Origin of the sequence: Microbulbifer jejuensis (genome assembly GCF_047289955.1) — a bacterium.
In the GTDB taxonomy this organism is placed as follows: Bacteria; Pseudomonadota; Gammaproteobacteria; order Pseudomonadales; family Cellvibrionaceae; genus Microbulbifer.
This window is the reverse complement of record NZ_JBLBUB010000008.1, coordinates 8,227-33,416: the sequence shown is the minus strand read 5'-3', so window position 1 is coordinate 33,416 and position 25,190 is coordinate 8,227. Positions and strand designations below refer to the sequence as shown.

Sequence of the window (25,190 nt, the reverse complement as noted above, 5' to 3'; positions counted from 1 at the left end):
AATATTCAAAAAAATGCCAGCCAGTTTTTTCAACTGGCTGGCATTAGCGCAAATGCGGTTTTTTGGGTGGGCGTAAAAGCCGGCTTACATCATGCCGCCCATACCGCCCATGCCACCCATACCGCCCATGTCAGGAGCAGCAGCGGGCTTGTCTTCCGGCACTTCTGCAACCATGGCTTCGGTGGTAATCATCAAACCAGCAATAGAAGCAGCGGCCTGCAGTGCAGCGCGGGTGACCTTGGCTGGGTCCAGGATACCCATTTCCAGCATATCGCCATACCCAGCAGTAGCGGCGTTGTAACCGAAGTTACCTTCGCCCTGCTTCACTTTGTCTACCACAACAGAAGCTTCGTCACCTGCGTTGGCAACGATCAGACGCATAGGCATTTCCATAGCGCGCAGAGCGGCTGCAATACCATGGTTCTGATCTTCGTTAGCACCAGTGACAGAAATGGCCTGGGTAGCGCGAATCAGCGCGGTGCCGCCACCGGGTACCACACCTTCCTCTACCGCGGCACGGGTCGCATGCAGTGCATCTTCAACGCGGGCCTTCTTCTCTTTCATTTCCACTTCAGTGGCGGCGCCCACTTTGATCACGGCAACGCCACCAGCCAACTTGGCTACACGCTCTTGCAACTTTTCCTTGTCGTAGTCGGAAGTGGATTCTTCAATCTGCGCGCGGATCTGGGTAACGCGGGCTTCGATATCTTTTACCTCACCTGCGCCGTCCACAATTACGGTATTTTCCTTGGACAAGGTGATGCGCTTGGCGGTGCCCAGGTGCTCCAGGGTGGTTCCCTCCAGGTCAAGGCCAACCTCTTCGGAGATCACGGTGCCGCCGGTCAGGATAGCGATGTCCTGCAACATGGCTTTGCGGCGATCGCCGAAGCCGGGCGCTTTGACAGCAGCGACTTTAACAATTCCGCGCATGCTGTTTACCACCAGAGTGGCCAGCGCTTCCCCTTCAACGTCCTCTGCGATAATCAGCAGCGGCTTGGAAGCCTTGGCCACTTGCTCCAACAGCGGCAGCAGATCGCGGATGTTGGAAATCTTTTTGTCTACCAGCAGAACAAACGGATTTTCCAGCTCGGCAGTCATGTTCTCCTGGTTGGTGATAAAGTAGGGAGACAGGTAACCGCGGTCGAACTGCATACCTTCCACAACGTCCAGCTCGTTTTCGAGGCCGGAACCCTCTTCAACGGTGATGACGCCTTCTTTGCCAACTTTTTCCATGGCTTCGGCGATAATGGTACCAACACTCTCATCGCTGTTAGCAGAAATGGTGCCCACCTGGGCAATAGACTTGCTGTCGGCACAGGGGGTGGACAGACTGGCGATATGGTCAACAGCCGCGACAACCGCTTTGTCGATTCCGCGCTTGAGATCCATGGGATTGAAACCAGCGGCTACAGACTTCAAGCCTTCGGTCACAATCGCCTGGGCCAGTACAGTCGCCGTGGTGGTGCCGTCACCGGCGGTATCGGAAGCTTTGGAAGCAACCTCCTTCACCATTTGCGCACCCATGTTTTCGAACTTGTCTTTCAGTTCGATTTCCTTCGCTACAGATACCCCGTCTTTGGTGACCGTGGGCGCGCCGAAGGATTTGTCCAATACCACATTGCGGCCTTTCGGGCCCAGAGTGGTCTTAACGGCGTCGGCCAGGATATTTACGCCTTTGAGCATTTTCTGACGGGCGTCGTCAGCGAAAACTACGTCTTTAGCTGCCATGATTCATATTCCTCAGATTCTTTGTGCGAGTAGCGTTAAAGGCCCAATTAGCCTTCCAGCACGCCGTAGATGTCACCTTCACTCATGATGATCAGCTCTTCGCCATTCACCTTGAGGGTATTGCTATCGGCGTAGCGGCCAAAAACAACGGTGTCACCCACCTTGACAGACAGCGCGCGAACATCGCCGTTGTCCAGCTGCTTGCCTTCACCTACGGCCAGGACTTCGCCCTGATTCGGCTTCTCTTTAGCAGCACCTGGCAGAACAATACCGCCAGCTGACATCGCTTCCTCTTCCTTACGGCGCACTACGACGCGGTCGTGTAAAGGACGAATTTTCATGGATAAGCTCTCCATTGAGTCGTTTTAGGGTTTTCCAACATTGGCGGTACCAATCGTTTTGACCGGTAACCTCGCCCCCACTCTGACCGGCAGAGCCGGGGCTAAAATCAGAGTTGAACCCTATCTATGGGCGCGTGAATGGATTTCAACACTCTTATGTGAAAAAACTGTAGCGATACCTGGCGACAACAAAATTTGTATATTTTTTAATCAAATTATTGTTTCGGGCGCTTATCTCCAGCTGAGTGATGCTCATTCCGGGAAAACTCCCCTTCAATAACATCACTGCCACGTTTGCGAGCATGGGAATCCTGAAAGCCGCCTGGCCGCACAATGGTTACATGGCGTAATAAGCGCCCGAGCAGTAATTGGCGCAACCCCGGCACCAAACACGCGAATCCGAGGGCATCGGTTATGAATCCGGGGGTTAACAGCAGAGCGCCACCAACAGCAAGGAAGACGCCCTCCACCATTTCCCGCACTGGAATATCCCCGCTACGGACCTTCTCTTGTGCCCGCATCAGGGTTGAAAGCCCCTGGCGGCGCAGCAATGCCAAACCAACAACCGCTGTCAACAGTACCAGACCGATGGTGGGTAAGGCGCCGATTTCCCTCCCAACAGTGATTAACACCCACATTTCAAGTACAGGGAGGGCTATAAATAACAGCAGTAAGAGGCGCATAGAAAAAATTCCTAACTGGCCGGGTACAGGGTGTGCGAAGGGGTTTCAGCACCTTGACATCCTGTATTAAATGGCGTGGGCAGGCAACTAATTCAAGGGCATCTCTTTCAACATCACATCAGAAGCAATGAGGAGGGTTTGATGGCAAACGAACAACAGGATAGCCTGGATATTCCCGCAATTGGCCGCACCCGTCACCTGGCTGACGATTTACTGGCCGAGGCGGACATTCGGATAAACGGGGACAGGCCTTGGGATTTGCAACTCCATCGCAAGGAGGCGCTCGACGAGATCATAGCCCACCACAGTATGGGGCTCGGCGAGACTTACATGCGGGGAGACTGGGATGTCCAGGCACTGGACCAGTTCTTTTATCGTCTGTTGGCTGCTGACCTGGGCCGACACATCAAAAACTGGCGCAATGCGTGGCGTGTCTTTCGCAGCTATGTACTCAACCTGCAGAGCCGGCGGCGTGCTTTCAATATCGGCCAGCATCACTACGATCTTGGCAACGAATTCTATACAACCATGCTGGACAACCGCCTGGCATATAGCTGTGGCTACTGGCCCGGTGTCGAAAGCCTGGATGATGCCCAGACGGCAAAGCTCGACCTGATCTGCCGCAAGCTGGATTTACAACCGGGAATGAAATTGCTCGACATCGGTTGCGGCTGGGGCAGCCTGATCGGTTATGCCGCACAAAAATATCAAGTGGAGTGTGTTGGAATAACGGTCTCCAGCGAACAGAGCGCTTATGTCAAAGAGCGCTACCCCGATCTCCCAATCACGGTTCACTTACAAGACTACCGTGACCTCAACGAATCGTTCGATCGTATTGCCAGTGTGGGGATGTTTGAACATGTTGGGCGCAAAAATCATCGCACCTTTATGGAGGTCGTCAAACGCTGCCTGAAAAAAGACGGGCTTATGCTGCTGCATACTATTGGGAAAATTCAACCCACCCCCAACAATCCCTGGATCGACAAATACATCTTCCCCGATGGGGAGATCCCCGCGGCGGGACAAATTACCCTGGCTGCACAGGGCCTACTGGTCTGTGAGGACTTGCACAATTTTGGCCCGGACTACGATAAAACCCTGATGGCCTGGCACCGGAATTTTGAGCGTCACTGGCCGCACTTTGCCGACCGCTACGGCAGACGCTTCTATCGTATGTGGCGCTACTATCTTCTTTCCTGTGCCGGTGCCTTCCGTGCGGGTAAAATACAATTGTGGCAATGGATTTTTTCCAACGACCGATCCCGTGGCGTAGAGCGCATCTGCTAAAGGGAGATGGCGATTTGTTATCCTGGCAACCTGGCTTGCCGGGATAGACATTTGCTGATGAACTCCAGAGCAGGAAAATTTCTGGCGGGAATTCAATGCCGGGCACCCCACAAAATACATACTTGCAGCAACCGAAATTTGACCTGAGGGGGGCTTTGAAATTTGTTGAACGTCCGATTTTAGCACTCTGCAAATAGGGTGTCTTACAGCTTGAAAATGCGCATTTTCACTATCTCAGCACACCTAGGGCTTGCGTTATTATAGGAAAATCAACGACAGACTGGTAAGGCAGGAGAGAGGGATACCCCTCTCCCAGAATTGTATAAGACATGGATGCCGGGTACGATCGTACTAGGATGTATTCACAGCGCGTTTTGGGGAAGGCGTATTCTCTCCTTACGGCCCGGCAGCAACTGCGCCAAAGGGTTTTTCAACACTTTTTCGCAGCATGGGCAACCCGTCAAACGACGGATTGCCCATGCACAACTTTTTTATTTTTCACCCACATCTCAGTGACAAAGCCAAAGTGTCACAAACGAATTTCCAGGAAATTCAGCAGATTGTGTCATTACCCCGGTTGTACACATAAACACATAAAGTACTCGCTGCGTTCCACCCAGCCACTCCGGTGGGCTACATAGCATACCGGCTCATCATCAAATTGGTTTCCATAGATCCAATGGGATGAAGGGTCATTGATACCTTCAAAAATAATAGAGGCATCTCTGGTCACCTTACACACCGCCGCCCGCTCACTATCCTGATCCATATCGCTACTTTTTTCCTGCTCAGCCCGGGCACCAACCCATATCTCACAGGTCCGAGGGCAGGTTAAGGGGCCTGCCCCCTGAATAAAATTCGGAAACCAGCCCGCTTTATATAAGTTCATGGATAAATCTTGAATAGGATCAGCCAAACTCATCATTGAAAAACCGGAAATAACAGAAGCAATTAAAAAATTGAATATAGATTTCATGGTAAATTTCCTTTTTATGAATGGAGCACCCCTAACAACACTACAACCTTACCTGAAAATCCGAGCAAATCTCAATGATAAATATCCTAAATCACGTTATTAATCGAACAATCAAACAGATTACCTAGGTCCTATTTTAAATGCGGTCCCTGTAAATCCTCCACAGCCGCATAAACTTACTTGCACACCAATAAACAGCACTATAAGAAATCCGACAGGATTCCTTTATCTTATGTTAATTCGGCAGATTCAACTGCCGGATCAATATGACATTTTTGGGATAATGGTCAGTATTGAGCCTCTAGAAAACTACTGAAAAGTCAGGAAAATTAGGCAATAGTCCATTAATTTTCTTCATTCAAAATTATTTATTGCACATCTAAAAACGATCTGTACTTTTCAGCTATAGTGTTTTGTAATCTTGAATTCAACCTAAGCATTCAATCAGAGACGCTCGAAAACGTCGATTTGGTATTGAATGATTTAAATACAGCCTTTCATGCACGGTGTTTCACTGATGGCAAATGCTAAATATCATCGGAACAATTGATTCTAGCGCTACTGTTGCAGATTCTTTTCAGATTTCGAACTGAATGTCCGCTTATAAACAAATGAATTAGGATCTAATATTCCGTTGGTTTGTTGATCTTGGCACTGATGACAAAGTTTGATATCCGACGGATTGCATTAAAAGTCGAGACAGAGTGATGGCCTGCACTATCGTTGATCTATTCTTTGAAGCTATCAGGAAGTGAGCTTAGGCAAGATGGAAGCGAATTGGTGAATGCCAAGACTGGATGATGTGCATTAGTTTGCTACAAACAGTTCGTCTTGCCAGTCAGGCAAAGCAACTAGGGCATTCCGATCCCAAACCAATATATAGAATATCAGCAGAATAAGAAACTTGACGGTCTGAAACCGGCAAGAAGAATTCAAGAGTGGTAAAAATAAAAGCAACTTGATTAACAATGCCATCCAATGCGAAATAATGAATTGCAAAAATATGTGGTTTTTCAAAAGGTTATCAGTACAAACCACGCTTATATTGACAATCGATTGAGCCCGCATTATCGAATGGGCGCTAAACGATTGTCGGTATGTAATCCAAATAGCGAAGAATCATTCTGCACCGGCTGGAGTGCATCACTTCTTACACGCTATCTGGATTTTTGGGGGCTCATGAGACAATTGTGAGCGGCCCGATCTCCCTGCCTGGTTTCTATAGGCAGGATGGTCAGGATATGTCTGTCAATCGATCTTGTGTGGCGTCTTATTTTGTTCAAAAAAATGGAATCCAACATGAAAAAAATAATATTCATTGTAGCGTTGTTAATGCCTGGTTTTGCCGTAGCCGTGCCAGACACCTGGATCGAGGTGTTTGATGGGGCAGGTGTTCTGGTGGGCCATGTTACAGAAGTCAAAGTGGGTGGCCAGGGCCACAATACACCCAGTGCCGGCTGGGTGCGCGGACTGAGTACCGCAGTCGACCCAGCCACGGGTGGTGAACTGGGTACCTTCCGGTTTGTGGCGGACATGATGATGGTCACGCATCACAATCGTGTCTATTTCACCGGGGCGGGCTGTGCGGCTGGCGGCGGGCCGATTTATTTTGTAGTCGAAGACAATCCAGCACCCGCTGATACCATGAATGCGGAAGGCCGCGCGGGTATATGGATGAACGCGGAGTGGGTGACAGCGCCCTTGCCTGCCGGGCCGCTCCCGCCGGCCGCTGCCTACATGGACCCCTTTGGCCCCTGTCTGCCCAATCCCGCCGGTGTGCTCCCTGGTGCAGCCTCGCAATACCGCATGGGTGCAGGCATTACACGCGCTTATGCACCGCCATTTGGCGTTATGTAGGCAGACTTCTCGCGGGCTCTCACACAACCCGCAGCGCACATCCAAAAATCAAATATGTATCGCGGGTTTCCCACTCGACCAGCGCATCACGCAGATGGCCGAGTGGTTTTTCGGCGCTAGGGCGTCCATTTACGATCAGAAGCCCGACAGCATAGCGGTATGGGCCAGGCAAGTTAGTCTATACAGTCGCGAGATAGATAGCCGACCATATCGGAAAAGAATTAGTGGACCTCTAACAGGCTACTTTAAAACCGCGACTCAGGCAGGAGTGCCCTTCCTCCCTGGCAGAAATCTTGCAAAAATGTCTTATTCCATAAGTCGTTTAGTTACAAACCGGCAGGCTATAAACAGAAAATTGGCTTGAAAAGCGTTTTTCAGCAGTCGGCAAACCCATTATAAAACCATGTATCAACTGAGTACCTGAGTCTGCATAGCAGTCTGAACACCTACTATCATCATTTGCACCCCAATGACTGCCAGGATCAGCCCCATTAAGCGCGTGATAATATCAAGCCCACTCTTACCGGCTACCGATAAAATTTTCGAACTAAAAATAAAACAGAAAAAAGTGATAATGCACAGAATCGCAAATACAACTATCGTCACAATGATTTCTGGCCATCCATCTGCAGCCGAATAACTCATTGCCGTGGCAATAGTGCCCGGCCCAGCCAGGAGCGGTACGGCCATCGGGGATACAGCAATATCGGCACCATCCTTCTTTTGAGACGTATGCAGTTTTGAACTTGCCCCCTGGAGCATATGGTAGCCAACCAAAAAGACGATAACACCGCCTGCTATGCGCAAAGCAGGAAGGGTGATACCAAACAAGTGAAAGATTGATTTGCCGAGCAAAGCAAACAATAAAATGATAATAAAGGTTATGACTAGAGCCTTGAGTGCAATTTTAACCTGCTCAGTCTTGTCCTTGTCCCCGCTCAACCCCGCAAATACTGTCGTATTTGCTATAGGGTTCATAATTGCAAAAAACGCCATAAAAACGATTAAGGCGTGTTTAATCAGTGGGGTCATAGGATATTACTCTTCCGAAAAATTAAGAGATCTGTAGGTGGTCGTATTGATCATTATTATCCCGGTTCCCCCTTCTTGTGTAAAGGCGCGCCACCAGAGTGTTTTCTGCCCCCTATCCTGAGAACGAACAAACCTCCAATGACACAAATCAGACTCATGGTTCAAAATATCACCTTGGTTACAACCAAGCGGTTCCAAACTGTATAGGTATCAATATGACCCTTCCTCCAGTCCCTGTGCACCGGAGCTGGCAAAACCTGCCGGTCACCCCGTTTCGCTGATACTGCTCCAGCTGATGAAGCTCATACACACAGAACAACAAAGTCCACAGCCCAAACCTGTACCCACGAGAAAGGGGGTAACTCTTATCTAGGAACTATGGCCACACAATTGCCAGAGCTACACAAACTCTAGACACAGGCAACCCGGGAACAGCCCTGACACTGCGGGTGTGCACAGAGCAACTGTACCAATGTATGTACAGAGTTGGCACAGCCGAGCCAGGCAGCCAAAATGACAATAGCCCCGTTACCACTTTCCTGGTAACACCGAAAAATCAAAATTTTATGCTGCCGCATCCAAACTCCCTCCCCGGTTCGTCAATAAAAGCATTGGCAATCGGCATCTGTCGCTGATAGGGCTCAACCCAGCGCCGACCCCATGGCCAAGGCTTTGGTTTCCATGGTGTTATCGGCGCTGATCGACGCTAGCCGTTGTGGAATTTGGCAATCAGACAAGAAGACATAGATGAAAAACAAGTACTTAAAAGCTGCAGCACCTATATTGGTGCTGGCAGTGGGTTTTGGGGTCGTGCAATGGATGTCTGCCGCCAAACCGGCGCCGGAAAAAAAAGAGGAAGAGCAACGCCTGGTATCGTTACTCTATACCGAGGCCCGGGAAGAATCGGTTCAGCTTACCGTCACCACTCAGGGGGTAGTCCGCCCACATACCGAGATAGACCTCACCCCTGAGGTTTCCGGCCGCATCACCCATATTGCCGCCAATTTCGCCGAGGGCGCCGGGTTCGAAGCCGGTGAAACCCTGATCCAGTTGGACGATGCCGACTACCGCCTTGCACAGGCCCGCGCCGAAGCCGGGGTAGCGCAGGCCCAGGTGCTCTTGCTACAAGCACAGGCGCAAGCCAGCATCAAACACCAGCAGTGGCTCTCTACCACCCCAAATAAAGAACCGACACCCTTGCAGGTCAATCAGCCCCAGGTGCAGGAAGCCGAGGCCAACCTGCACTCCGCCAAAGCGGAACTCGCCGACGCAGAACGCAACTTGGCGCGTACCCGTGTCAAGTTGCCGTTCCGAGGCCGTGTGATCCGTCGCGACACAGGGGTGGGCCAGTATGTCAGCACCGGCACGCCGCTCGGTCGTGTATTTGCCACTGATCTTGTGGAAGTACGCCTGCCGCTCACCGATTCCCAACTGTTGGAACTGGGGCTGTCCATGGGCTTTGTTTCCACGACTGCCCATCCCGGGCCGATCGTAACCCTGTCCGCCCAGGTGGGCCGGTCCCAGCGCCAGTGGCGGGGGCGCATCGTGCGCACCCAGGCGGCTATCGACCAGCAGACGCGTTTGATATACGCCATTGCGGAAGTGCGGGACCCCTATGGCAAAGGTGCCAGCGACGGGGTGCCCCTGGCAGCAGGGCTGTTTGTGACCGCACAAGCAGAAAGTGCGCAGGCACACCAGGCGTTGGTATTGCCTCGGGAGGCCCTGCGCAATGCCGATACGGTATACGTGATAGATGAGGATAACCGCCTGGATATCCGCACCGTGGAGGTAGTGTCCACCTCGGAAAATCGCGTCGTGGTCGCCGCCGGCCTGGCCGATGGCGAGAAGGTGGTGATTTCCACCCTTGCCAATGCCGTGCATGGGATGCAGGTTCAGCCCGTCACCCAACTGGCCCAAAAATAAAAACGGAAAGCGCGCATGAACAAGTTGATCGAATGGTGGGCGCGCAACAGCGTCGCCGCCAACCTGATGATGGTGGGTATTTTCGTCACTGGCATCCTTGGCTTTGTCGACATGGAACGGGAAATGGACCCGCAGGTGCGTTTCCCGGGACTGGAAATCGAGGTCTCCTGGCCGGGGGCAGCGCCACAGGAAGTGGAAGAACAGGTAGTGGCCCGAATCGAAGAGGCCGTCAGTGATCTCGACAATATCGATTGGGTACGCTCCACCTCGGCCGAAGGCTATGGCGGCGTCTATATCTTGGCGGAAAGTGATGTCGACTTTCCCCGATTTATGAATGAAGTCAAAATCCGTGTCGACAGTATCTCCTCCTTCCCGCGCAGCATAGAACCCCCGCAGGTACGCCAATGGGTCAATCGCGACGAATATATCCGCGTTGCTATACACGGTAACCTGGGTGAGCGTGAGCTGAAGCGCTTGGCGGAGCAATTGCGACGCGAAGCGGTCGCCCTGCCCGCTATCTCGGTGGTGGAGCTGTTCGGTACCCGCATGGAAGAGGTCTCCATTGAGGTCAGCGAGCAAGCGCTGCGCCGCTATGGCATGACGTTTCAGGAAGTGGCTGACGCCATCCGCGCCAACTCCCTCAACCAGTCCGCCGGTACCGTGCGCACGGAGGTAGGCGCCTACCAGCTCAAGGTCCGCAACCAAGCCGATACCGAGCAGGAGTTTGCCGATATCATCGTGCGCCAGACTGCCGATGGCGGCACCATTCGCATCGGCGATATCGCCAACGTTGTGGATGGTTTCGTGGACAACGAAATCCTCGCCACCCTGAACGGTGAGCCTGCGGTGCTGCTGCAGGTGATGACCACCGAGACCATGAATATCGTCGCCGCATCCGATGCTATCCGCCAGTGGATCGCCGAACGCAGCGAAACATTGCCAGCCGGAGCTGAGCTCACCCTGTGGACCGATAACGCCGAGGACTTCAAAGGCCGCATGCACACCATAGGTACCTCTGCCTTTCAGGGGCTGCTGTTGGTGTTGCTGGTGTTGGTATTCAGCTTGCGGCCAAAAGTCGCCTTTTGGGTGGCAATAGGCATTGCCACAGCGTACGCCGGTGCATTTGTCCTGCTGCCCAGCGTGGGGGTATCCCTCAACATGCTGTCCACCTTCGCTTTCCTGCTGGTGCTGGGTATCGTTGTCGACGACGCTATTGTGGTGGGAGAGAGCATCCATACCGAATCCCACCGCCCGGAACACCAGGAGCCAGGTGGCAGCCTGCGCGCCGCGGTACTGGGCACACAACTGGTGGCCAAACCGGTCGTTTTTGCCGTGGCGACCACGATCCTCGCCTTTCTGCCGTGGATTTTTATCAGTGGTTCCACCAGCGAGTTCACCCGCCATATCACCTGGGTGGTAATCCTTGCACTGGCGTTTTCCCTGGTCGAGTGTCTGTTTATTCTCCCTGCGCACCTGCGCAACCTCAAGCCACGCACCAAACTCGGCCGATTTGGGCGTGTGCAAAAGCGCATCGCCGATGGCATTGTCCATTTCGCCCACAATCACTACCGTCGCATTGGCCAGTGGGCCGTGGAGCGGCGCTATCTGACACTGAGCATTTTTATCGCCACCCTGATGATCGGCATAGGTATGTTTGGCAGCGGCTGGGTGAAGAAGGGCTTTATGCCCGACATCGAATCCGACGAAGTGACTGTCAATGTCGTGATGCCCGAGGGGGCGCCCTACAGCCGCGCGCTGGAAATACTGGCCCAACTGCAGGATGCAGAAAAGCGCCTTGAAGAAGAGGTAAACCAACGCACAAACGGCCAGGGTGCCCTCATTGAGAACTGGTATACCCGCTCCCGGCGCGACAGCGTGATCGCCATAGTGCAACTGGCCCCGCCGGAAATGCGCGACATGTCCGCCAAGGACGCCGCTCTGCGCCTGCGGGAGCTGATCGGCGAGATCCCCGATGCGAAAGAGGTATCGGTACGCTATGCGCTCAACGACAGCGGCCCCGGATTTGAACTGTCCATTCGCCACTCAGACCTGGCCGTGTTGCGCGCCGCCACCGCCGACCTGGAATCCCAGCTGCGCACCTACGAAAACCTCTACGACGTACGCAACAATCTCGAGGGCGCTTCCGAGGAAATCCGTATTGACCTCAAGCCCGGTGCGGCCAAGCTCGGGTTGACTCTGGCGGAGGTCAATCGCCAGGTGCGCCAGGCGTACTTCGGTGAAGAAGTGCAACGTCTGCCCCGCGCCGGCCAGGACGTCAAGGTGATGGTGCGCTATCCGCTGGCTTCGCGCCGCTCCATCGAGAGTCTGAAAGATTTCCGCGTGCGCACCGCAGATGGCCGCGAGGTGCCGTTGCTGGCCATCGCCGACCTCGAATATGCGCCGGGCATCAAGCGCATCCAGCGCTGGAATGGCAATCGCGCGGCGCGGGTGATGGCGGACCTGAAAGACGATGTGCGCGGCGACATCATGAAGGACCTGAATGAAAACTTTTTCCCCGACTGGGAAAAGCGCTATCCGGGCATTATTCGCGGCGCCGTGGGTCAGGCGGAGGGCGAAAAACGTTTTATTCGAGAGGTGCTTGGTCTGTATATCATAGCCTTCTTTGCCATGTACAGTCTGCTGGCGATCGCCTTCCGCAGTTATTCCCAGCCGATCCTGATCCTGATCGCCATTCCCTTTGCCTTTGTCGGCGCCATCTTTGGCCATGCCGTCACCGGTATGACCTTGGCCATCTTTAGCTACTTCGGCATCGCAGCCGCAGCCGGGGTGGTGGTCAATGACAACCTCGTGCTGATGGACCACTGCAACCGGCTGCGCGATGGGGGCATGAAACCCCTCAAGGCAATTGTAGAGGCCGGCGTCGCCCGCTTTCGCCCAATACTGCTGACCACGGTCACCACCATTGTCGGCCTGCTGCCAATGATGCTTGAGCAGAGTATGCAGGCTGCCTTTCTGCAACCAATTGTTGTGGCGCTGGCCTCTGGCGTTTTTGTGGCGTTTTTCGTCACCCTGCTGCTGGTACCGTCACTGTATGCGATTGGGCAGGATATCAGCGCACTCCCCGCAAGGGTACGAAACCGGATACTGACGATTGTGACCGGGAAAATACCCGCTAACCAAGCGGCAAACGCAGAATAGAGACCGGCGAATACCGGTGCAGTCAGGGTTGTGCCGGTATTCACGCGCCGTTGCCTAAGACCTTAGAAAGGTTAGCTCCGATGTCATATGACATCGCAGAAATTTCGTAAAAAAGGGCTTTTCATTTACCGTGAGTTAATCTAAATCGAACCCAGCCAGGAAAGAAAGATTAGATTGTTTTGGAGAAAATGGGAAAAAGGGATTTTGGCTGGTCTTGCCTGTAAAGGATTCAGATCCACAATTCATCCAATTTGTATTCTTTATCGGTATTTCCTTCAACCTCTTCCATCCATATACCATTCACGGGCAATGACGGACAAAATTCCCAATCACTGAATGCATGCCTTAGGTTTTCACGGCAACGATAATTGCGGTCAAAAACAGCGAGTAGAAAATAGCAACCAACCCCAAAATAGCTAGAGGACGCACTGGTAAAGGATAGCGTTTAAACAGCAAGTAGCACCCAGAAGCCAACAGCGCAAAGATCGAGGATGTGTGGATCAGCACATTAACCAAGGGATGTGAACCAAATGTTTTATCAAGGAAGACACCAACGGCTGTCAAGACAAAGGTAATCCCGATCATTAGCCCTGCGGCCCGCAGAGCGTCTGCTTTGGTGAGTGCAATCGTATCGTCTTTGGCACGGTTAATCATAGTGATTTCCCCCTTGTTTATTTGGAGTGATTCTCCGACAACTGGTATTGAGCCAGGGTTCAGCCAGGCATCCAGGGCACCTGCAAGTAAATCCCATAAAGTGCACATGCTCACAGGTTCAGATTCTAAATATTCGGCAAGTTCCCATCGGTATCGTCGTTGCCAGGCAGGTGGATAAAGCCTTAACAAGCATTTCATATCGGGCACCCATCAAGCCGGTTCCGACCGATACGCCCTACTGCCGCCATTGCCTCCAAACGCTCACCAAGTGCTTTTTGCCCTATCGAGGTCAGTTTGTACACGCAGCGTCCTTCTTTGGTATTTTCAGACTGTGGCCGGATAAACCCACGCGTTTCAAGACGACCAAGGGCACCGTAAAGTGTCCCAGGCCCCGGCTTGTAACCAGTTAATTGGTAGATGTCCCGGGCAATCGCATAGCCATGTCGAGGGCACTCCGCCAGGCTAATAAGAATCAGAACAGCGGGTTCGGTGAATCGGCCGAACTGGTTGAGATCGTCGCGTTTCGGCATATGAATGACTATGAATTACGTTTTGCGATATAGTACGTTAAACGTAATTTTTGCGCAACCCCCCCTAAATGCTCAAAAAGCGGTGGCCAAAATGACCACTACAAGCTTGCGCCCATTGAGCACATTACTTATGTCAGACGCTGGGTTATTTGCTACCCACCCTGTTTGCACCGCATAACGGAATGCGCGGCACACATCCTGCAATACCCGCGGAGAAGCTCTTTACACAGTATGGCAGCAATCAATATTTATATATTCGAGTGCTATTCCTTCATCAATTTAGTGCGTGATTTCAAGAATCTGGCGCAGTATATATCTTTCCTCTCACTTGATTAAATTTGTGTGTAAGTAATATTTCTATTGAAGGCCACTCAATATTTCAATCAGTAAATTTTTATATCGTTGCCATAAATTCGTCACCGCCACTGTCTATATTCTAACGGCGCACCCATCCATATCGATTGGTAATCCCCCCATTTTTACCCGCAGCCAAAAGTAGAGGTTAAGCCACCATCAGCGGTGGTTTACCGCCATTTGCTTTGTGTGGCCGTCGGTGATTGTAAAACCATAACCATTCAGTTGCATAATCCTGAACCTCTTCAAGGCTGTCGAAGAGGTGCTTGCTGAGCCAACTATACCGAATGGTTCTGTTGGCTCGCTCGATATAAGCATTTTGTTGTGGTTTGCCTGGCTGGATGTACTCGATCCGTATTCGCCGCTTTTTCGCCCATGCTACAAATATAGTTTCCGCTTTTATTTATAGTAATAGGCTTATCATTTTCCAGAACTGCAGAAGTTTGCGAATATAGGATCACATATAATTTATCAACATCTATGTTCGCAGTCAGTTGGTCATTTTCTGAAAGCTGTAACTGATATTCATCGTACTCATATCCTGAAATTTTCCCTGAATACTACTCTCGGTATATCTTCTGATCAGTACCCAGGGTACACCCACCGAGAATGAGATATACAAAAACAACGTGTATCACTTTCATCAAGAAATCACCTCCTTCTAACACAACAGGGTAGTGATGCCTGCCATCATAGCTTAACATACCGATATCTCGAAGGCTTGTTTCAAACCCTGGTTTGGAAAATCACCTGCTTTCCTGACAGAGTAACGCTTAGGCCCTAAAGACGAATTGTGGTCATAAAAAAGCCCCACCGGATTAACCTGGCGAGGCTTCCAAAAGGGGGGATGGTTCCGCTGCGCATACTTCGCGACAGCTTAGCTTAATCAATACACATGCGCACTAGCAATACATACAGTCTGTATTAGAGGTCTATGCTGATCAACCATATCTATTGGAAACTTTATTATATTGCTCTTGTGCAGCACGTTTCCATCCGTGCCTAGAGTAAGCATTCTTACTTATTACCTCTACGTGTGGAAATAAGAGTTCATTCATGATTTGCGCCACAGCTTGAAGCTCCGCGGTTTTTCCGTCAATCCCTCCCATGGCACCCCATGCACCCGATTGATTCGTTATTACCCAATGACTTGCACCAAAGTGTGAAGTGCTCCAATGTATCTCTCCTGCAAGTGTAGCTCGCTCACTTAAGGCTCCATGTCCAATTTTTTGCTCTCCGTAATGACGATCAAAGCCGAATGCTATTTCGCATGGAAGAGGACCCTGATTATGCGCTTGCTTGTCTTTAATATATACCCAGAGCAGTGGCTTGTTGCCTGCTTTTAAGAAATTGAATAGATCATTATGGAGATGCTGTACAGTTACCGCTGTACCAGCCGCTACCGCTCCCACATTATTAATTTTATACTTCGCTATTAAGTTTTTATTTCTATGCTGATTTTCAATTTCCTTTATGCCTCTTGCGGAATCAGTATTGTGCGGCATATTTTCTCTCCTAAACGTTAAACCACTTTTTACGCGCCTTTAACAAATCTACAATTCATACCTCATTGACGCTAGCTCAATTTCAGTATACAGAAGGTTTAGCAGAAATCTGTAGATCACCCCTCACACCGGGAAGAACCAAAGACGCAAAGCACACATAAACAACTTATTAGCACTGTGTTAATTACTAGATTGTAATGCTTTTTTTCTTGCCAGAAATTCAATTTCATCATCCATATTATCATCAAAAGAAAACGCATAAATTCGCCAATCTTCCTTTACTTTAAAAAACTGAAATTCGAATCGAATCGGTTGCCGATCATAAGCCGCCAAATAGGTCACATGAACGAAAGCATCTTCAACATTGTACGTGTCAATTTTTTGAAGTGTGTTCATTTCGCCTACCAACCCTGATAATGAAGCTAGCTGATTCTTTATGTTAAGCACTTGGTCTGAAACAGATGACATGTAGGGATTTGTTTTATAAATCGAGGATACAGATTCTTCAATTTTTCCTTTTTTCAAAAGATTAAAAAAGGAGTCTATTTCCGCTTGGTACCCATCTCCTGCAGCATTTGCCGCAACAGAACTTATTAAGATTGTAAGTAATACAAAATATCTCATTTTCTCTCCATATGAGGGTTAACACCAGGACCTATCAAGATGTACAGCATTCGATCACAAGCGAGAAACTTGTTACAATTTCAAAAATTGTCTTGTACAAGTGTACCCAAGTTCTAACGCAATTCTTGCCATATTGATTTTAACGCATTGCAGTATATGGCGTCCTTGACCGAAATCAACACCTTACACATTCGCATCACAGAGATCAAAAGTCTCGCAATCTATCGGTACCGGGCTCTCCCTGCGTACTGGTAGCATCCTTCGGCCAAATGCCGCCATACGAGGCCAGTTTACTGAGCCCCCTGCACGTTCAGGATAGGCTCTGGACCACTCCTATAGGCGCTCGCTAATGCTGATTTAATTCACTCCTCCGTCTCTGCAAACAACGATTTCAGGTTATCCAGTGGCTGGCGTCCAACCACCTTGGATCGCTTCTGAGCGCTCTGGCCTGGAAGTCTGCTGGGCTCAAACGTCCGGAATATGTGCTCTCCAAGGGCCGGTATACACATATCGAAAAACTCCGCGTAGTTGGGTGGCCAGCTGTCGATTTCAGCCTGCCTTCTGGTTTCTGCTTTCTGTACTCAACATAATTCATCCCACGGCGCCATGCCATCTCGCTAAGCTCTTGGGTCTTCTTCGCCCACAGCATGAAATCCTCGCCGTAGCAGGCGGTGTCGCTGCTGGAGGCGGCTTCCAGACCCTGGCGGATGGGTTCCATAGGGTTTTCCTTGCTTGGGAAGCGGTACTCTTCCTGCCAGTGCAGGTCCGGGCCGAAGAAGGTTTTGGCCTGTTTCACATACCGGGCAGCTTTACGAAGTGCACAGCTTGTCTTCTGATAGGTTTAAGCGAATGGGATATGACGTAAAGGGCACCTCTAAAAATTACTTTTTTGGTGCCCATAAGCACCGAATAATGGGGGTTCCAGGACGATAAAATTAAGGAAAACTCAATTTATAGAGATGCCCTAAAGTCAGTGCAGCAGCTAATGGCTCATACCGATGAGCGCGTGACACAGGCTTATCAGGCCGGGCATGGCATCGACTACGAGGAAATCAGTATTTACTTGGATGAGCAGGTAATTGGAAGGGAATTCTGGATAGGAAAAATTTAAGCGGAAAAAAATGGCTGCAAAGGCCCTTTTTTCATTCCTGCGAGTTTGCGCTCAGGCTTGTATTCACCTGATAAGAAACCGCAAACCTGCCCTCGCAATCCCATGATATACACAGGAAATTTGGTGGAGCTAAGCAGAATCGAACCGCTGACCTCAACACTGCCAGTCTTCCGTACACAAAAACGCAACTCTTTGAGGTATATGGGGAAATGGTCTTTTTGTTCACAATTCAATGATTTTACGTCGAGCAATGGTGATGCAAGTAGATTTTAGCGACACTCTGCACGGTCAACTCCTGCCTTTATATCTCTCCAACTTATTGTGCAAGCATTGTTCATGCGTAAATGAAAAGGGCGACTATCCTAAATGGACTCTGCAGGTGCAGTTAATGCTTTAGGCCAATGCAGACAAGATACTATAGCATCCTTTCGACCTGACCAATGTCAGGACTCACGGAAACTACCCGGCTATTGAAATCGATCAAATAGAAATAAATCGAGATCCTAACGATTATTATGCCGAGGGTGGAAATCAAAAACTGCGGTCATTCAACAATATTTCGGAGGTAATGGTAGACGCACTAGGTGAGATAGTGCAGCGCCGGCTAGCGCATTTGCAAGATCGCTTTTCTTGAACACCTTCATCTGGTATTTTTATTCAGAGGTCAGTTGCTTTTAGTGTCACACTTTCTATCTCTTTCTCAACAAAACACACTAAATATATGTGTAATAGTCCGCCTTTTCTAGCTCCATTAAGATATGCACTTACAAGTTGCAATATAGATCACAAAGAGGAGAGGTTTATGAAATTTAATTCATTGCTTAAAGTCGCTTTTTATATACCAATACTGTCACTGCTCGCCTATTCCCCTTTTAATCTCGCTGACAGCCACAACAAACAACAAAAGAAGTCCACTGAGTCCAAGCAGGTCGCTGGCGAGAAAGCTTGGTCTGAAGCAGGTGATGACAAGAGGTTCACCATACTCAAGGCTGACCTGACCATAGCGAATGAAGAAATACTTAGCAATAAAGATGTGAATAGAGAAACACCTAAAGATGCTCAGGGATTTTTTGTCGGAGCTTATAACAACCAGACTCACATGCTAAATTTTATGGTTGGATACAGTGACCTTTCTGAACCAGGAATATTTATGTCACATTTTCACATGCGTTGCTCTGGCGATGGCAAAGAGCCTCCTATTTGCAAACCAGGCAACCCCAGTGGTCCAATAATCCAAACGATTTGTGGCACGCCGACACAGCCTGGCATGGTCCCTGACTGGCCCACCACAAAAACCGATAAGGGCAAACATGGACTTGAAGCAATGTGCTCAGAGGGCAACAGTGGATTCATTATAGGGAAATGGGTAGTGGAGGAACCTTATCGAAAAGGTTTACTTAATGAAAAGATTTTCGTTAATTTACACACCAAATCGAATCCAAAAGGTGAAGTTTCTGGAATCCTGGTAAAGCGAAAATAGTACATGATTTTAGGGCACCTTAAAAATTACTTTTTTGGTGCCCATAAGCACCGAATAATGAGGGATCCAGGGCGATAAAATTAAGGAAAACTCAATTTATAGAGATCCCCTTTAGATATATAGCTACAAATGGATAAGGGGAGAAATCAGCTGAATCAGTTTAAACGGGCTGTTAAAACGCTCCATTTCAGGATTGAGTGAGGCTTTGAAGTGTTGCATAATCTACTTGGTTTATTCGAGATTAATAATAGTTCAAAGCTGACGGTACTACCAGATTCGGCACCCGATACAAACACTCATCGGTCGCCTCACTCCCCAATCACCACCCGCAGGTTCACCGTGCACTATATGCTTCTGTTCAGCTTCTCGCACTTGGGGCCCTTGGCCACAAAGCTGATTTGGCTAAATCCCTGTAATCGCACCTTAATTGTGGCGCCTGTTATGTTCAGGCAGCGTCAGGGCGGAACAATCGCAAAACTCGGTTTTTAGTGTGCTCGCGCAACTGGTATCTGTGAGAAATCAGTCGTATAGGCTGGCGATAAAAACTCGCGTTTCATCTTCCAGTTTTCAGAGAGTTTCGCGCTACCCAGAACTACTTTCCCCCGGCCAAACCGTTTGTTGACTGCCGAAAGGCAATTGGCTACACCATCAGCTTTTGTCGAGTTCACGCCAAACAGGTCACTCTGAGATTCAGACGCAATCTCAAGGGTAGATAACATCACAGCAGCGCGCCGGTATTCATGACCTCTGACAAACGCTTCCCGCAAGCAGCTGCGCGCCGCCTGTGCCAATACTTGCGGTGCACTGCTCGCTGGACTGAGGGCTGTGTAGGCGGACTGCTCTAGCCAGTCGCCCCCCGGCGCCCTGCCCTGTATTGAGACAGCCAGCCTCCCAGCTACACCGTTCTGCGCTTCAAGCTTTTCGCAAGTCAACAGCACATGGTTCGCGATTGAAGCCATCAGCCCATCAAAGTCAGTAATGTGCTGACCGAACATGCGCCCGGATACGATTTCGTTTTTCGCTTCATCTAACGGTGTCAGCTCGATACAGGGTATCCCCTGCAGCTCACGGATGGTCCGCTCGATAGTGACCCCGAACGCCTTGCGCATAGTGGGTATATGGGATACAGACAGGTCCCATGCGGTTTCAATACCTATTGGCGTAAAACGCCGCGCCAGTCTGCGACCAATGCCCCAAACCTCACTGACCGGTAGTTGCTTTAACAGTTGCTGGCGCTGATATTCGGAGCTAAGTTGCAAGACGCCGCCCGGAATACCGAGCGTTTTCGCAAAATGGTTACACACTTTCGTGAGCGTGCGTGTAGGCGCTATACCGGCGCAGCAAGGCATTGATGTCCACTGGCACACGGCAGCAACCAAACGCTGGCAATGGGCTGCCAGTTGCTCACCAAAGCCACGGAAATGCAGGAAGCTCTCGTCAATGCTGTACTGCTCCACATCGGGACAGAACTGCTCCAGCGAGGCAACAAATCGACAGGACATATCGTGGTATAGCGTGTAGTTGCTGCTGCGAGCCACGACCCCATGTTCCTCAAATAGTTTGCGTACCTCGAAAACGGGGGTTCCCATCTTCACATTCATCGCCTTAACTTCAGCACATCGAGCAATGACGCAGCCGTCGTTGTTGGAATAGACCACAACGGGCTTGTTCCGAATACACGGGTCAAAGGCCCTTTCCGAGGACACGTAGAAATTGTTGATGTCTACCAGCGCAATTTGGTTCGACTGTAAGTCCCAGCGCTTCATTCTGGCCTCCTGTGGCGCGTCAGACTGGCGATCACGACACCATCCAGGTCGTATTTCGGAGCGCTCTCAAGAGCAATGTCGGGGTATTCCGGATTGCCTGACACAAGGCGGTCTGGTCTCGTCCGGTACTGCTTGACCAGGAACCCCTCAATACACCCAGCGATAACAATATCGCCGTCATGCAGGTCACAGCTGCGGTCAACCACTAACAGGCTTCCGGGGTGGATACCATTGTCAATCATTGATCGCCCTTCGGCCCTCACCAGGTAGGTGGCGTAAGGCCGACGGATAAGCCAGCTGTGTATCGATTCAGGTGTGAATCCAGGGTCAACACGGCGTCGGTATAACCTCACAGTAGCTGCTACCACGATGCCAGCGCTCACCTCCGGCATAGACTCACAAGGCCAAGACAGTAATTCATCCACTTCAGTAAACCAAAGCTGATCTCCTGCCACAGGTCGTAAAGACTGATCCAGAATCAGGTAAGTACGGCCGCCGGCGCCGAACGGCACGAGTTGACAGTTGACTCTTTGAGGCCAGAGCCAATCGTCGATGACCAATGGCTTCGCCGCGTAAGCCGCTGCTGGAGATGGGAAACCCGCCGAGACGGGAATCAGAATTAGGGGAACCGGAATAACTGTACACATATACAGTATTTTGAGCAAGCCTCGCCAACTGGTCAAGCTCGCTAGATCAAATCACCAGCAGACAGTCGTAAGGGACCAATTCCCGGCCTTTAAATGGTAAATATTTCTAAAAAAATCGATATTTAAGATGTCGTGTCTAGCCCTTTGCTTACTGCAATTACCTTACCCGCGATGGCTTGGGGCTGGCTCAGGCCGACACTTTTAGCAGGCTGCTAGCTAAGATGGAGGGTTCTTCACTACAAACGCCCCAGGTTGGTCTCTTTTCCTATCTAACCAAATGTTACATCTTCAGATTTGATCCCAAGACAGTTTTCATTCATTAGTTTTTCTCATAAAGGGGTAGATGGATAGCTCAAGTCCCATGAAGAATTTAGGGCCAATCGGAAAGCATGCCCTCCACCCACCAATAGCACCTTGCTAACCTTTTCTACATTCACGATCTACAAGCTTCAATAGCGTTGGCATTCGATGTTTACCATGCATTGAAGAGATATAATTCTTTGCTATCTGATCCCCAATGCCTACAGCCGTAACATACAATGGCTTTTTACTCTCCCCTCTAAATACTTCTGACTCGGATTTTGAATCTTTAAAAGCCGTTTTTGCGACACCGATAATCGGTATTTTTTTATCTAATGTTTCGTACAAACGCATACCTAAGCCTGGCTTGAGCTCTTGGCCCAACACAACATAACCATCAATAACTATAATATCCGGGGTTAAATCATAATCATTTAATAGCTTTAGAATACAGGGCATCTCCCGCCTGTAAAACTGTCCAGATTGATAACTCCTAACATTAGTTATTTTTGAATGAATTACTCTATCCGGGGCTTCATCACTCCAACCACTAAAGGTAACACCAGCAACTATCGCGTTATCAATTCTATAGTCTACATCAACAGCTAAAATCATTAAAGATTAACCCGCTCCCAATTTCCGCTATCGTTTTCTCGAAAAATTGAAACCCATTCAGAAGGATATCCATGCATTGCGTAGTACTGGAATAAAGCCTCACTCTCTGTAATTTCTATATGGGATAAATAATAAATCCAGTCTTTTGCTTCAGAACCAGACTTTTCATATTTCTCATATGAAAGCTCACACATACCCTGAAAATAATTATCCAATTCATTAATTTGGGCTAAGATACTTCTAGCTCTACTAATATCTTTGCGATCAACACTCCCATCCTTACTTGTTGGCAAATAGATTTCAACGCCAACGCCATCTATCTCTATTAATTTATAGAAAGTTCCTTTGATCTCCTCTTGTATCTTTGCCTGATCAAATAGTGTTAGCAGCTCATCTGACTCGTATCTATTTCTTGGAAAGTTATTCATACTTCGAACCATTAACATAGCGGTCATCGTGATTACTATTATCCTTATTGCTGTTTTCAAAGCAATAGCATCGTGCGGACAACTGTTATACCGTAGTGGCTAGCAGATCAAACAGGAATTCTTTCACTCCCCAATCACCACCCGCAGATTCACCGTGCGCTGGATACACTCCATACGCCAAGTTCCCTTGTTTACTTCTTCGTTCTCGGTTCCCTCGGCCACGGCGGCAGCTTGTAGAGTTTCCACCTTGCCTGGGGTTTGCCAAGGCGTGCCGGCAGCATTGTTGCGCAGCTGGTTGTCCGTGGTGACGAAGGCACCGACCATCTTGTAGGCAAACTGGTCGGGACTGCCGTCCTGGTCCAGATCAATGGGATTGCGCACCTGCGCAATGCGCACAATATCACCGGCATAGATGCCACTGGTCAGTTCATAAAAGTGTTCGCCTTCTCTGGCATTGCTGATGCCAGTGGCTTGAATGTACTCAACCATGTTGCTTCCTTTATTAGGGCTTGTGCCTTTGGTTGTGGGTAATGACCCGATGCTGGGAATCCACACCGGCGGCGTAGCTGATATTGCCCACACTGATCTTGTACACGGTGCGCAGGCCGGCACATTCGACCTGCTCGACGGTTTCCCAGGTGAGGGGTTCTTCTTCGTGCAACACACCCAGTTTTACCCCCTGGCAATGCTGGGCTTCATACACTGTGCCTTGAGAATCAGTCACCGGGGTTTCACGGCTGCAAATCACCTGGGCACCGCTTGCCATGGTGAGTAGTACACAAGGCACCTCCTGCTGGGGCTTTACTGCCTGAATCGCGCCTGGGTGGGTATCCCTATCGCCAAGGTCCCAACAGTCGATCAGATCTCCCGCTTTGCAGTGATCCGCCTGCAGCTTTTCTGTCAACCAGGTGTCGGCAGCCACGCACCAGGGATCGTCCGGTATGGTGCCGCCACCGCCATTGGCAGGTGTCCGGATAGTGCCGACCGAGCGGCGCCAGGTGTTGGCGGCAAGTCTGGTGAAACTGGTGGTGGCCTGATAGGTAACCGTGCCGCCATTGAGTTCGGGATCGTCACAATAAACGTAATATTTCCTGCTAAACGACAAACCGCTGATACTGCCGCTGTTGTAACTGATGGTGCCAAAACCGAACTGCAGTGTGTGCGCAGCCACGGTGATTCTGGCGGTGCTGCCGACATCGGCGGCGGAGAGTGCGGAACTGGTGGGCAGGCTGGCAATGGCGGACTGGATTAATGGCAGGTTGCGCTGGTCCTGCACTTCCACCACGTCGATCTTGACGTAGTCGATTAACATGTCTCCCGTTTTGTTGGAATAATTCCCAAAAAAAAGCGGGGTGATAAAACGCACATTGGCCTGCAGTTTGGCAGGGTTGCCAATATGGTTACCTTCGCGAGCGGTACTGTACACGGCATTACCACTGGCATTGCCCTTTACATAGGCCACCAGTCTTTGCCAATACTGCCCCACCAGATTCAGGTTGGCGGCGAGCACATAGTGCTGGCTGCTGTAGGTGTCCGCTCCGGTGACATTGCAATAATTACCATTGGCATCGAAGCCAGCCAGACCCGCGTAGAGGGTTCGGGTGGTGTCCTCATGGTTGTAGAAATAAACACGAGCTTCAATCCGATACAGCTTATCGGGATCAAAGGGCACCTTATCCCGATGATGCATTACCACATAGTCGTTAAGGCGGGCTGCACCGCCACCGACTTTACTGGAGCCGCCAGAGTAGTAACTCATAGCGCCGGAGCCGGAGATTTTCACCCAGTACTCGCGATACTCCACACTGGAAAAATCCTCCATAAATGTATGGCGCGTGGTACGGAACTGCGCACGCTCCTCAAGCGTGGCACCCACGGTGGCACCATCCTCCGGTTTACCGCTGCCATGCACCTGCGCCCACTCCGACTGCTGCCCTGCCCTGTGGGCAATCTCATTGAGCAACGCCTGCCGTTTGTTGAACACGTCCGCCCAATTGGCATTCCACACGGTGCGACTGATGGTGGTGGTGCTGCCGGTGTGGTTCCAGGCCGGCGACAGGCCGCCCAGATAACTGCTCAATGCAGACACGGCATTGTTGTAGGCGGTTTTTTCGCTGGTAACGCCAAAATAGGTCGCCTTGGCATTGATTCCAGACTGCGCGCCGGTAATCTCCTGCCAATCCCGCACCG

The 25,190-nt window shown here is 50.3% G+C and carries 21 protein-coding genes and 2 pseudogenes; 6 read left to right on the top strand and 17 right to left on the bottom strand.

Annotated elements, in window-relative coordinates:
* Positions 1-84 precede the first annotated feature (84 nt).
* The 3 genes from groL to ACL7TT_RS06805 all read right to left on the bottom strand — a co-directional run bounded on the left by groL (position 85) and on the right by ACL7TT_RS06805 (position 2,752).
* Positions 85-1,728 (bottom strand): chaperonin GroEL, encoded by a 1,644-nt coding sequence (groL, locus tag ACL7TT_RS06815; protein ID WP_299947119.1) that lies wholly within the window; start codon positions 1,726-1,728, stop codon positions 85-87.
* A 47-nt stretch (positions 1,729-1,775) separates the two neighbouring features.
* Positions 1,776-2,069 (bottom strand): co-chaperone GroES, encoded by a 294-nt coding sequence (locus tag ACL7TT_RS06810; protein ID WP_299947120.1) that lies wholly within the window; start codon positions 2,067-2,069, stop codon positions 1,776-1,778.
* 215 nt (positions 2,070-2,284) lie between these two features.
* The gene (locus tag ACL7TT_RS06805) at positions 2,285-2,752 is read right to left on the bottom strand and encodes an FxsA family protein (protein ID WP_299947121.1); all 468 of its coding nucleotides are present in this window, start codon (positions 2,750-2,752) and stop codon (positions 2,285-2,287) included.
* A gap of 141 nt (positions 2,753-2,893) precedes the next feature.
* On the opposite strand from ACL7TT_RS06805, the gene cfa reads away from it, so the two are divergent.
* Positions 2,894-4,039 carry a cyclopropane fatty acyl phospholipid synthase gene (gene cfa, locus ACL7TT_RS06800; RefSeq protein WP_299947122.1) on the top strand — a complete coding sequence of 382 codons (1,146 nt, stop codon included), beginning with the start codon at positions 2,894-2,896 and terminating at the stop codon, positions 4,037-4,039.
* 568 nt (positions 4,040-4,607) lie between these two features.
* Here the strand turns inward: cfa and ACL7TT_RS06795 are convergent.
* A complete protein-coding gene (locus ACL7TT_RS06795; protein WP_413394173.1) occupies positions 4,608-5,015 on the bottom strand; it encodes a hypothetical protein in 408 nt (135 codons plus the stop codon).
* A 1,299-nt stretch (positions 5,016-6,314) separates the two neighbouring features.
* Here ACL7TT_RS06795 and ACL7TT_RS06790 point away from each other — a divergent pair.
* The gene (locus ACL7TT_RS06790) at positions 6,315-6,872 is read left to right on the top strand and encodes a hypothetical protein (RefSeq protein WP_413394171.1); all 558 of its coding nucleotides are present in this window, start codon (positions 6,315-6,317) and stop codon (positions 6,870-6,872) included.
* 408 nt (positions 6,873-7,280) lie between these two features.
* Here the strand turns inward: ACL7TT_RS06790 and ACL7TT_RS06785 are convergent, their stop codons facing one another.
* Complete coding sequence (locus tag ACL7TT_RS06785; RefSeq protein ID WP_299947127.1) at positions 7,281-7,904, bottom strand: MarC family protein; 624 nt, start codon at positions 7,902-7,904, stop codon at positions 7,281-7,283.
* 747 nt (positions 7,905-8,651) lie between these two features.
* Between ACL7TT_RS06785 and ACL7TT_RS06780 the strand changes: the two genes are divergently transcribed.
* Together ACL7TT_RS06780 and ACL7TT_RS06775 are read left to right on the top strand one after the other, a co-directional pair.
* Entirely contained in the window at positions 8,652-9,827 is a 1,176-nt protein-coding gene (locus tag ACL7TT_RS06780; protein ID WP_413394169.1) for an efflux RND transporter periplasmic adaptor subunit, read from the top strand.
* Positions 9,828-9,842: 15 nt separating this feature from the next.
* Entirely contained in the window at positions 9,843-12,986 is a 3,144-nt protein-coding gene (locus tag ACL7TT_RS06775; protein ID WP_413394167.1) for an efflux RND transporter permease subunit, read from the top strand.
* 345 nt (positions 12,987-13,331) lie between these two features.
* On the opposite strand, the gene ACL7TT_RS06770 is transcribed toward ACL7TT_RS06775, so the two are convergent.
* The 6 genes and pseudogenes from ACL7TT_RS06770 to ACL7TT_RS06745 all read right to left on the bottom strand — a co-directional run bounded on the left by ACL7TT_RS06770 (position 13,332) and on the right by ACL7TT_RS06745 (position 17,449).
* Complete coding sequence (locus ACL7TT_RS06770; protein WP_413394166.1) at positions 13,332-13,838, bottom strand: hypothetical protein; 507 nt, start codon at positions 13,836-13,838, stop codon at positions 13,332-13,334.
* A complete protein-coding gene (locus ACL7TT_RS06765) occupies positions 13,835-14,170 on the bottom strand; it encodes a PadR family transcriptional regulator (protein ID WP_413394164.1) in 336 nt (111 codons plus the stop codon). Before ACL7TT_RS06765 ends, ACL7TT_RS06770 begins: the two co-directional genes overlap by 4 nt.
* A 502-nt stretch (positions 14,171-14,672) precedes the next feature.
* Positions 14,673-14,906: pseudogene (locus ACL7TT_RS06760) on the bottom strand (integrase core domain-containing protein); the annotation flags it as partial.
* A 559-nt stretch (positions 14,907-15,465) separates the two neighbouring features.
* Positions 15,466-16,029, bottom strand: a complete 564-nt coding sequence (locus ACL7TT_RS06755; RefSeq protein WP_413394162.1) for a hypothetical protein — start codon at positions 16,027-16,029, stop codon at positions 15,466-15,468.
* Positions 16,030-16,209: 180 nt separating this feature from the next.
* Positions 16,210-16,653: a hypothetical protein gene (locus ACL7TT_RS06750; RefSeq protein WP_413394161.1), complete on the bottom strand. Its 444-nt coding sequence runs from the start codon at positions 16,651-16,653 to the stop codon at positions 16,210-16,212.
* A 391-nt stretch (positions 16,654-17,044) separates the two neighbouring features.
* Positions 17,045-17,449, bottom strand: a complete 405-nt coding sequence (locus ACL7TT_RS06745; protein ID WP_413394159.1) for a hypothetical protein — start codon at positions 17,447-17,449, stop codon at positions 17,045-17,047.
* A gap of 189 nt (positions 17,450-17,638) precedes the next feature.
* Between ACL7TT_RS06745 and ACL7TT_RS06740 the strand changes: the two genes are divergently transcribed.
* Together ACL7TT_RS06740 and ACL7TT_RS06735 are read left to right on the top strand one after the other, a co-directional pair.
* Entirely contained in the window at positions 17,639-17,764 is a 126-nt protein-coding gene (locus ACL7TT_RS06740; protein WP_413394157.1) for a hypothetical protein, read from the top strand.
* Positions 17,765-18,566: 802 nt separating this feature from the next.
* Positions 18,567-19,244: a CHRD domain-containing protein gene (locus tag ACL7TT_RS06735; RefSeq protein WP_413394155.1), complete on the top strand. Its 678-nt coding sequence runs from the start codon at positions 18,567-18,569 to the stop codon at positions 19,242-19,244.
* 485 nt (positions 19,245-19,729) lie between these two features.
* Here the strand turns inward: ACL7TT_RS06735 and ACL7TT_RS06730 are convergent, their stop codons facing one another.
* The 6 genes and pseudogenes from ACL7TT_RS06730 to ACL7TT_RS06705 all read right to left on the bottom strand — a co-directional run.
* A complete protein-coding gene (locus ACL7TT_RS06730; RefSeq protein ID WP_413394153.1) occupies positions 19,730-21,010 on the bottom strand; it encodes a Y-family DNA polymerase in 1,281 nt (426 codons plus the stop codon).
* Positions 21,007-21,402, bottom strand: coding sequence for a LexA family protein (locus ACL7TT_RS06725; protein WP_413394336.1), 396 nt, complete (start codon positions 21,400-21,402; stop codon positions 21,007-21,009). Before ACL7TT_RS06725 ends, ACL7TT_RS06730 begins: the two co-directional genes overlap by 4 nt.
* Positions 21,403-22,074: 672 nt before the next feature.
* The gene (locus tag ACL7TT_RS06720) at positions 22,075-22,572 is read right to left on the bottom strand and encodes an endonuclease V (RefSeq protein ID WP_413394151.1); all 498 of its coding nucleotides are present in this window, start codon (positions 22,570-22,572) and stop codon (positions 22,075-22,077) included.
* Positions 22,572-23,000 carry a hypothetical protein gene (locus tag ACL7TT_RS06715; protein WP_413394149.1) on the bottom strand — a complete coding sequence of 143 codons (429 nt, stop codon included), beginning with the start codon at positions 22,998-23,000 and terminating at the stop codon, positions 22,572-22,574. Before ACL7TT_RS06715 ends, ACL7TT_RS06720 begins: the two co-directional genes overlap by 1 nt.
* A 123-nt stretch (positions 23,001-23,123) precedes the next feature.
* The gene (locus ACL7TT_RS06710) at positions 23,124-23,489 is read right to left on the bottom strand and encodes a hypothetical protein (protein ID WP_413394147.1); all 366 of its coding nucleotides are present in this window, start codon (positions 23,487-23,489) and stop codon (positions 23,124-23,126) included.
* Positions 23,490-23,502: 13 nt separating this feature from the next.
* Positions 23,503-25,190, bottom strand: a pseudogene (locus ACL7TT_RS06705) (hypothetical protein); the annotation flags it as partial.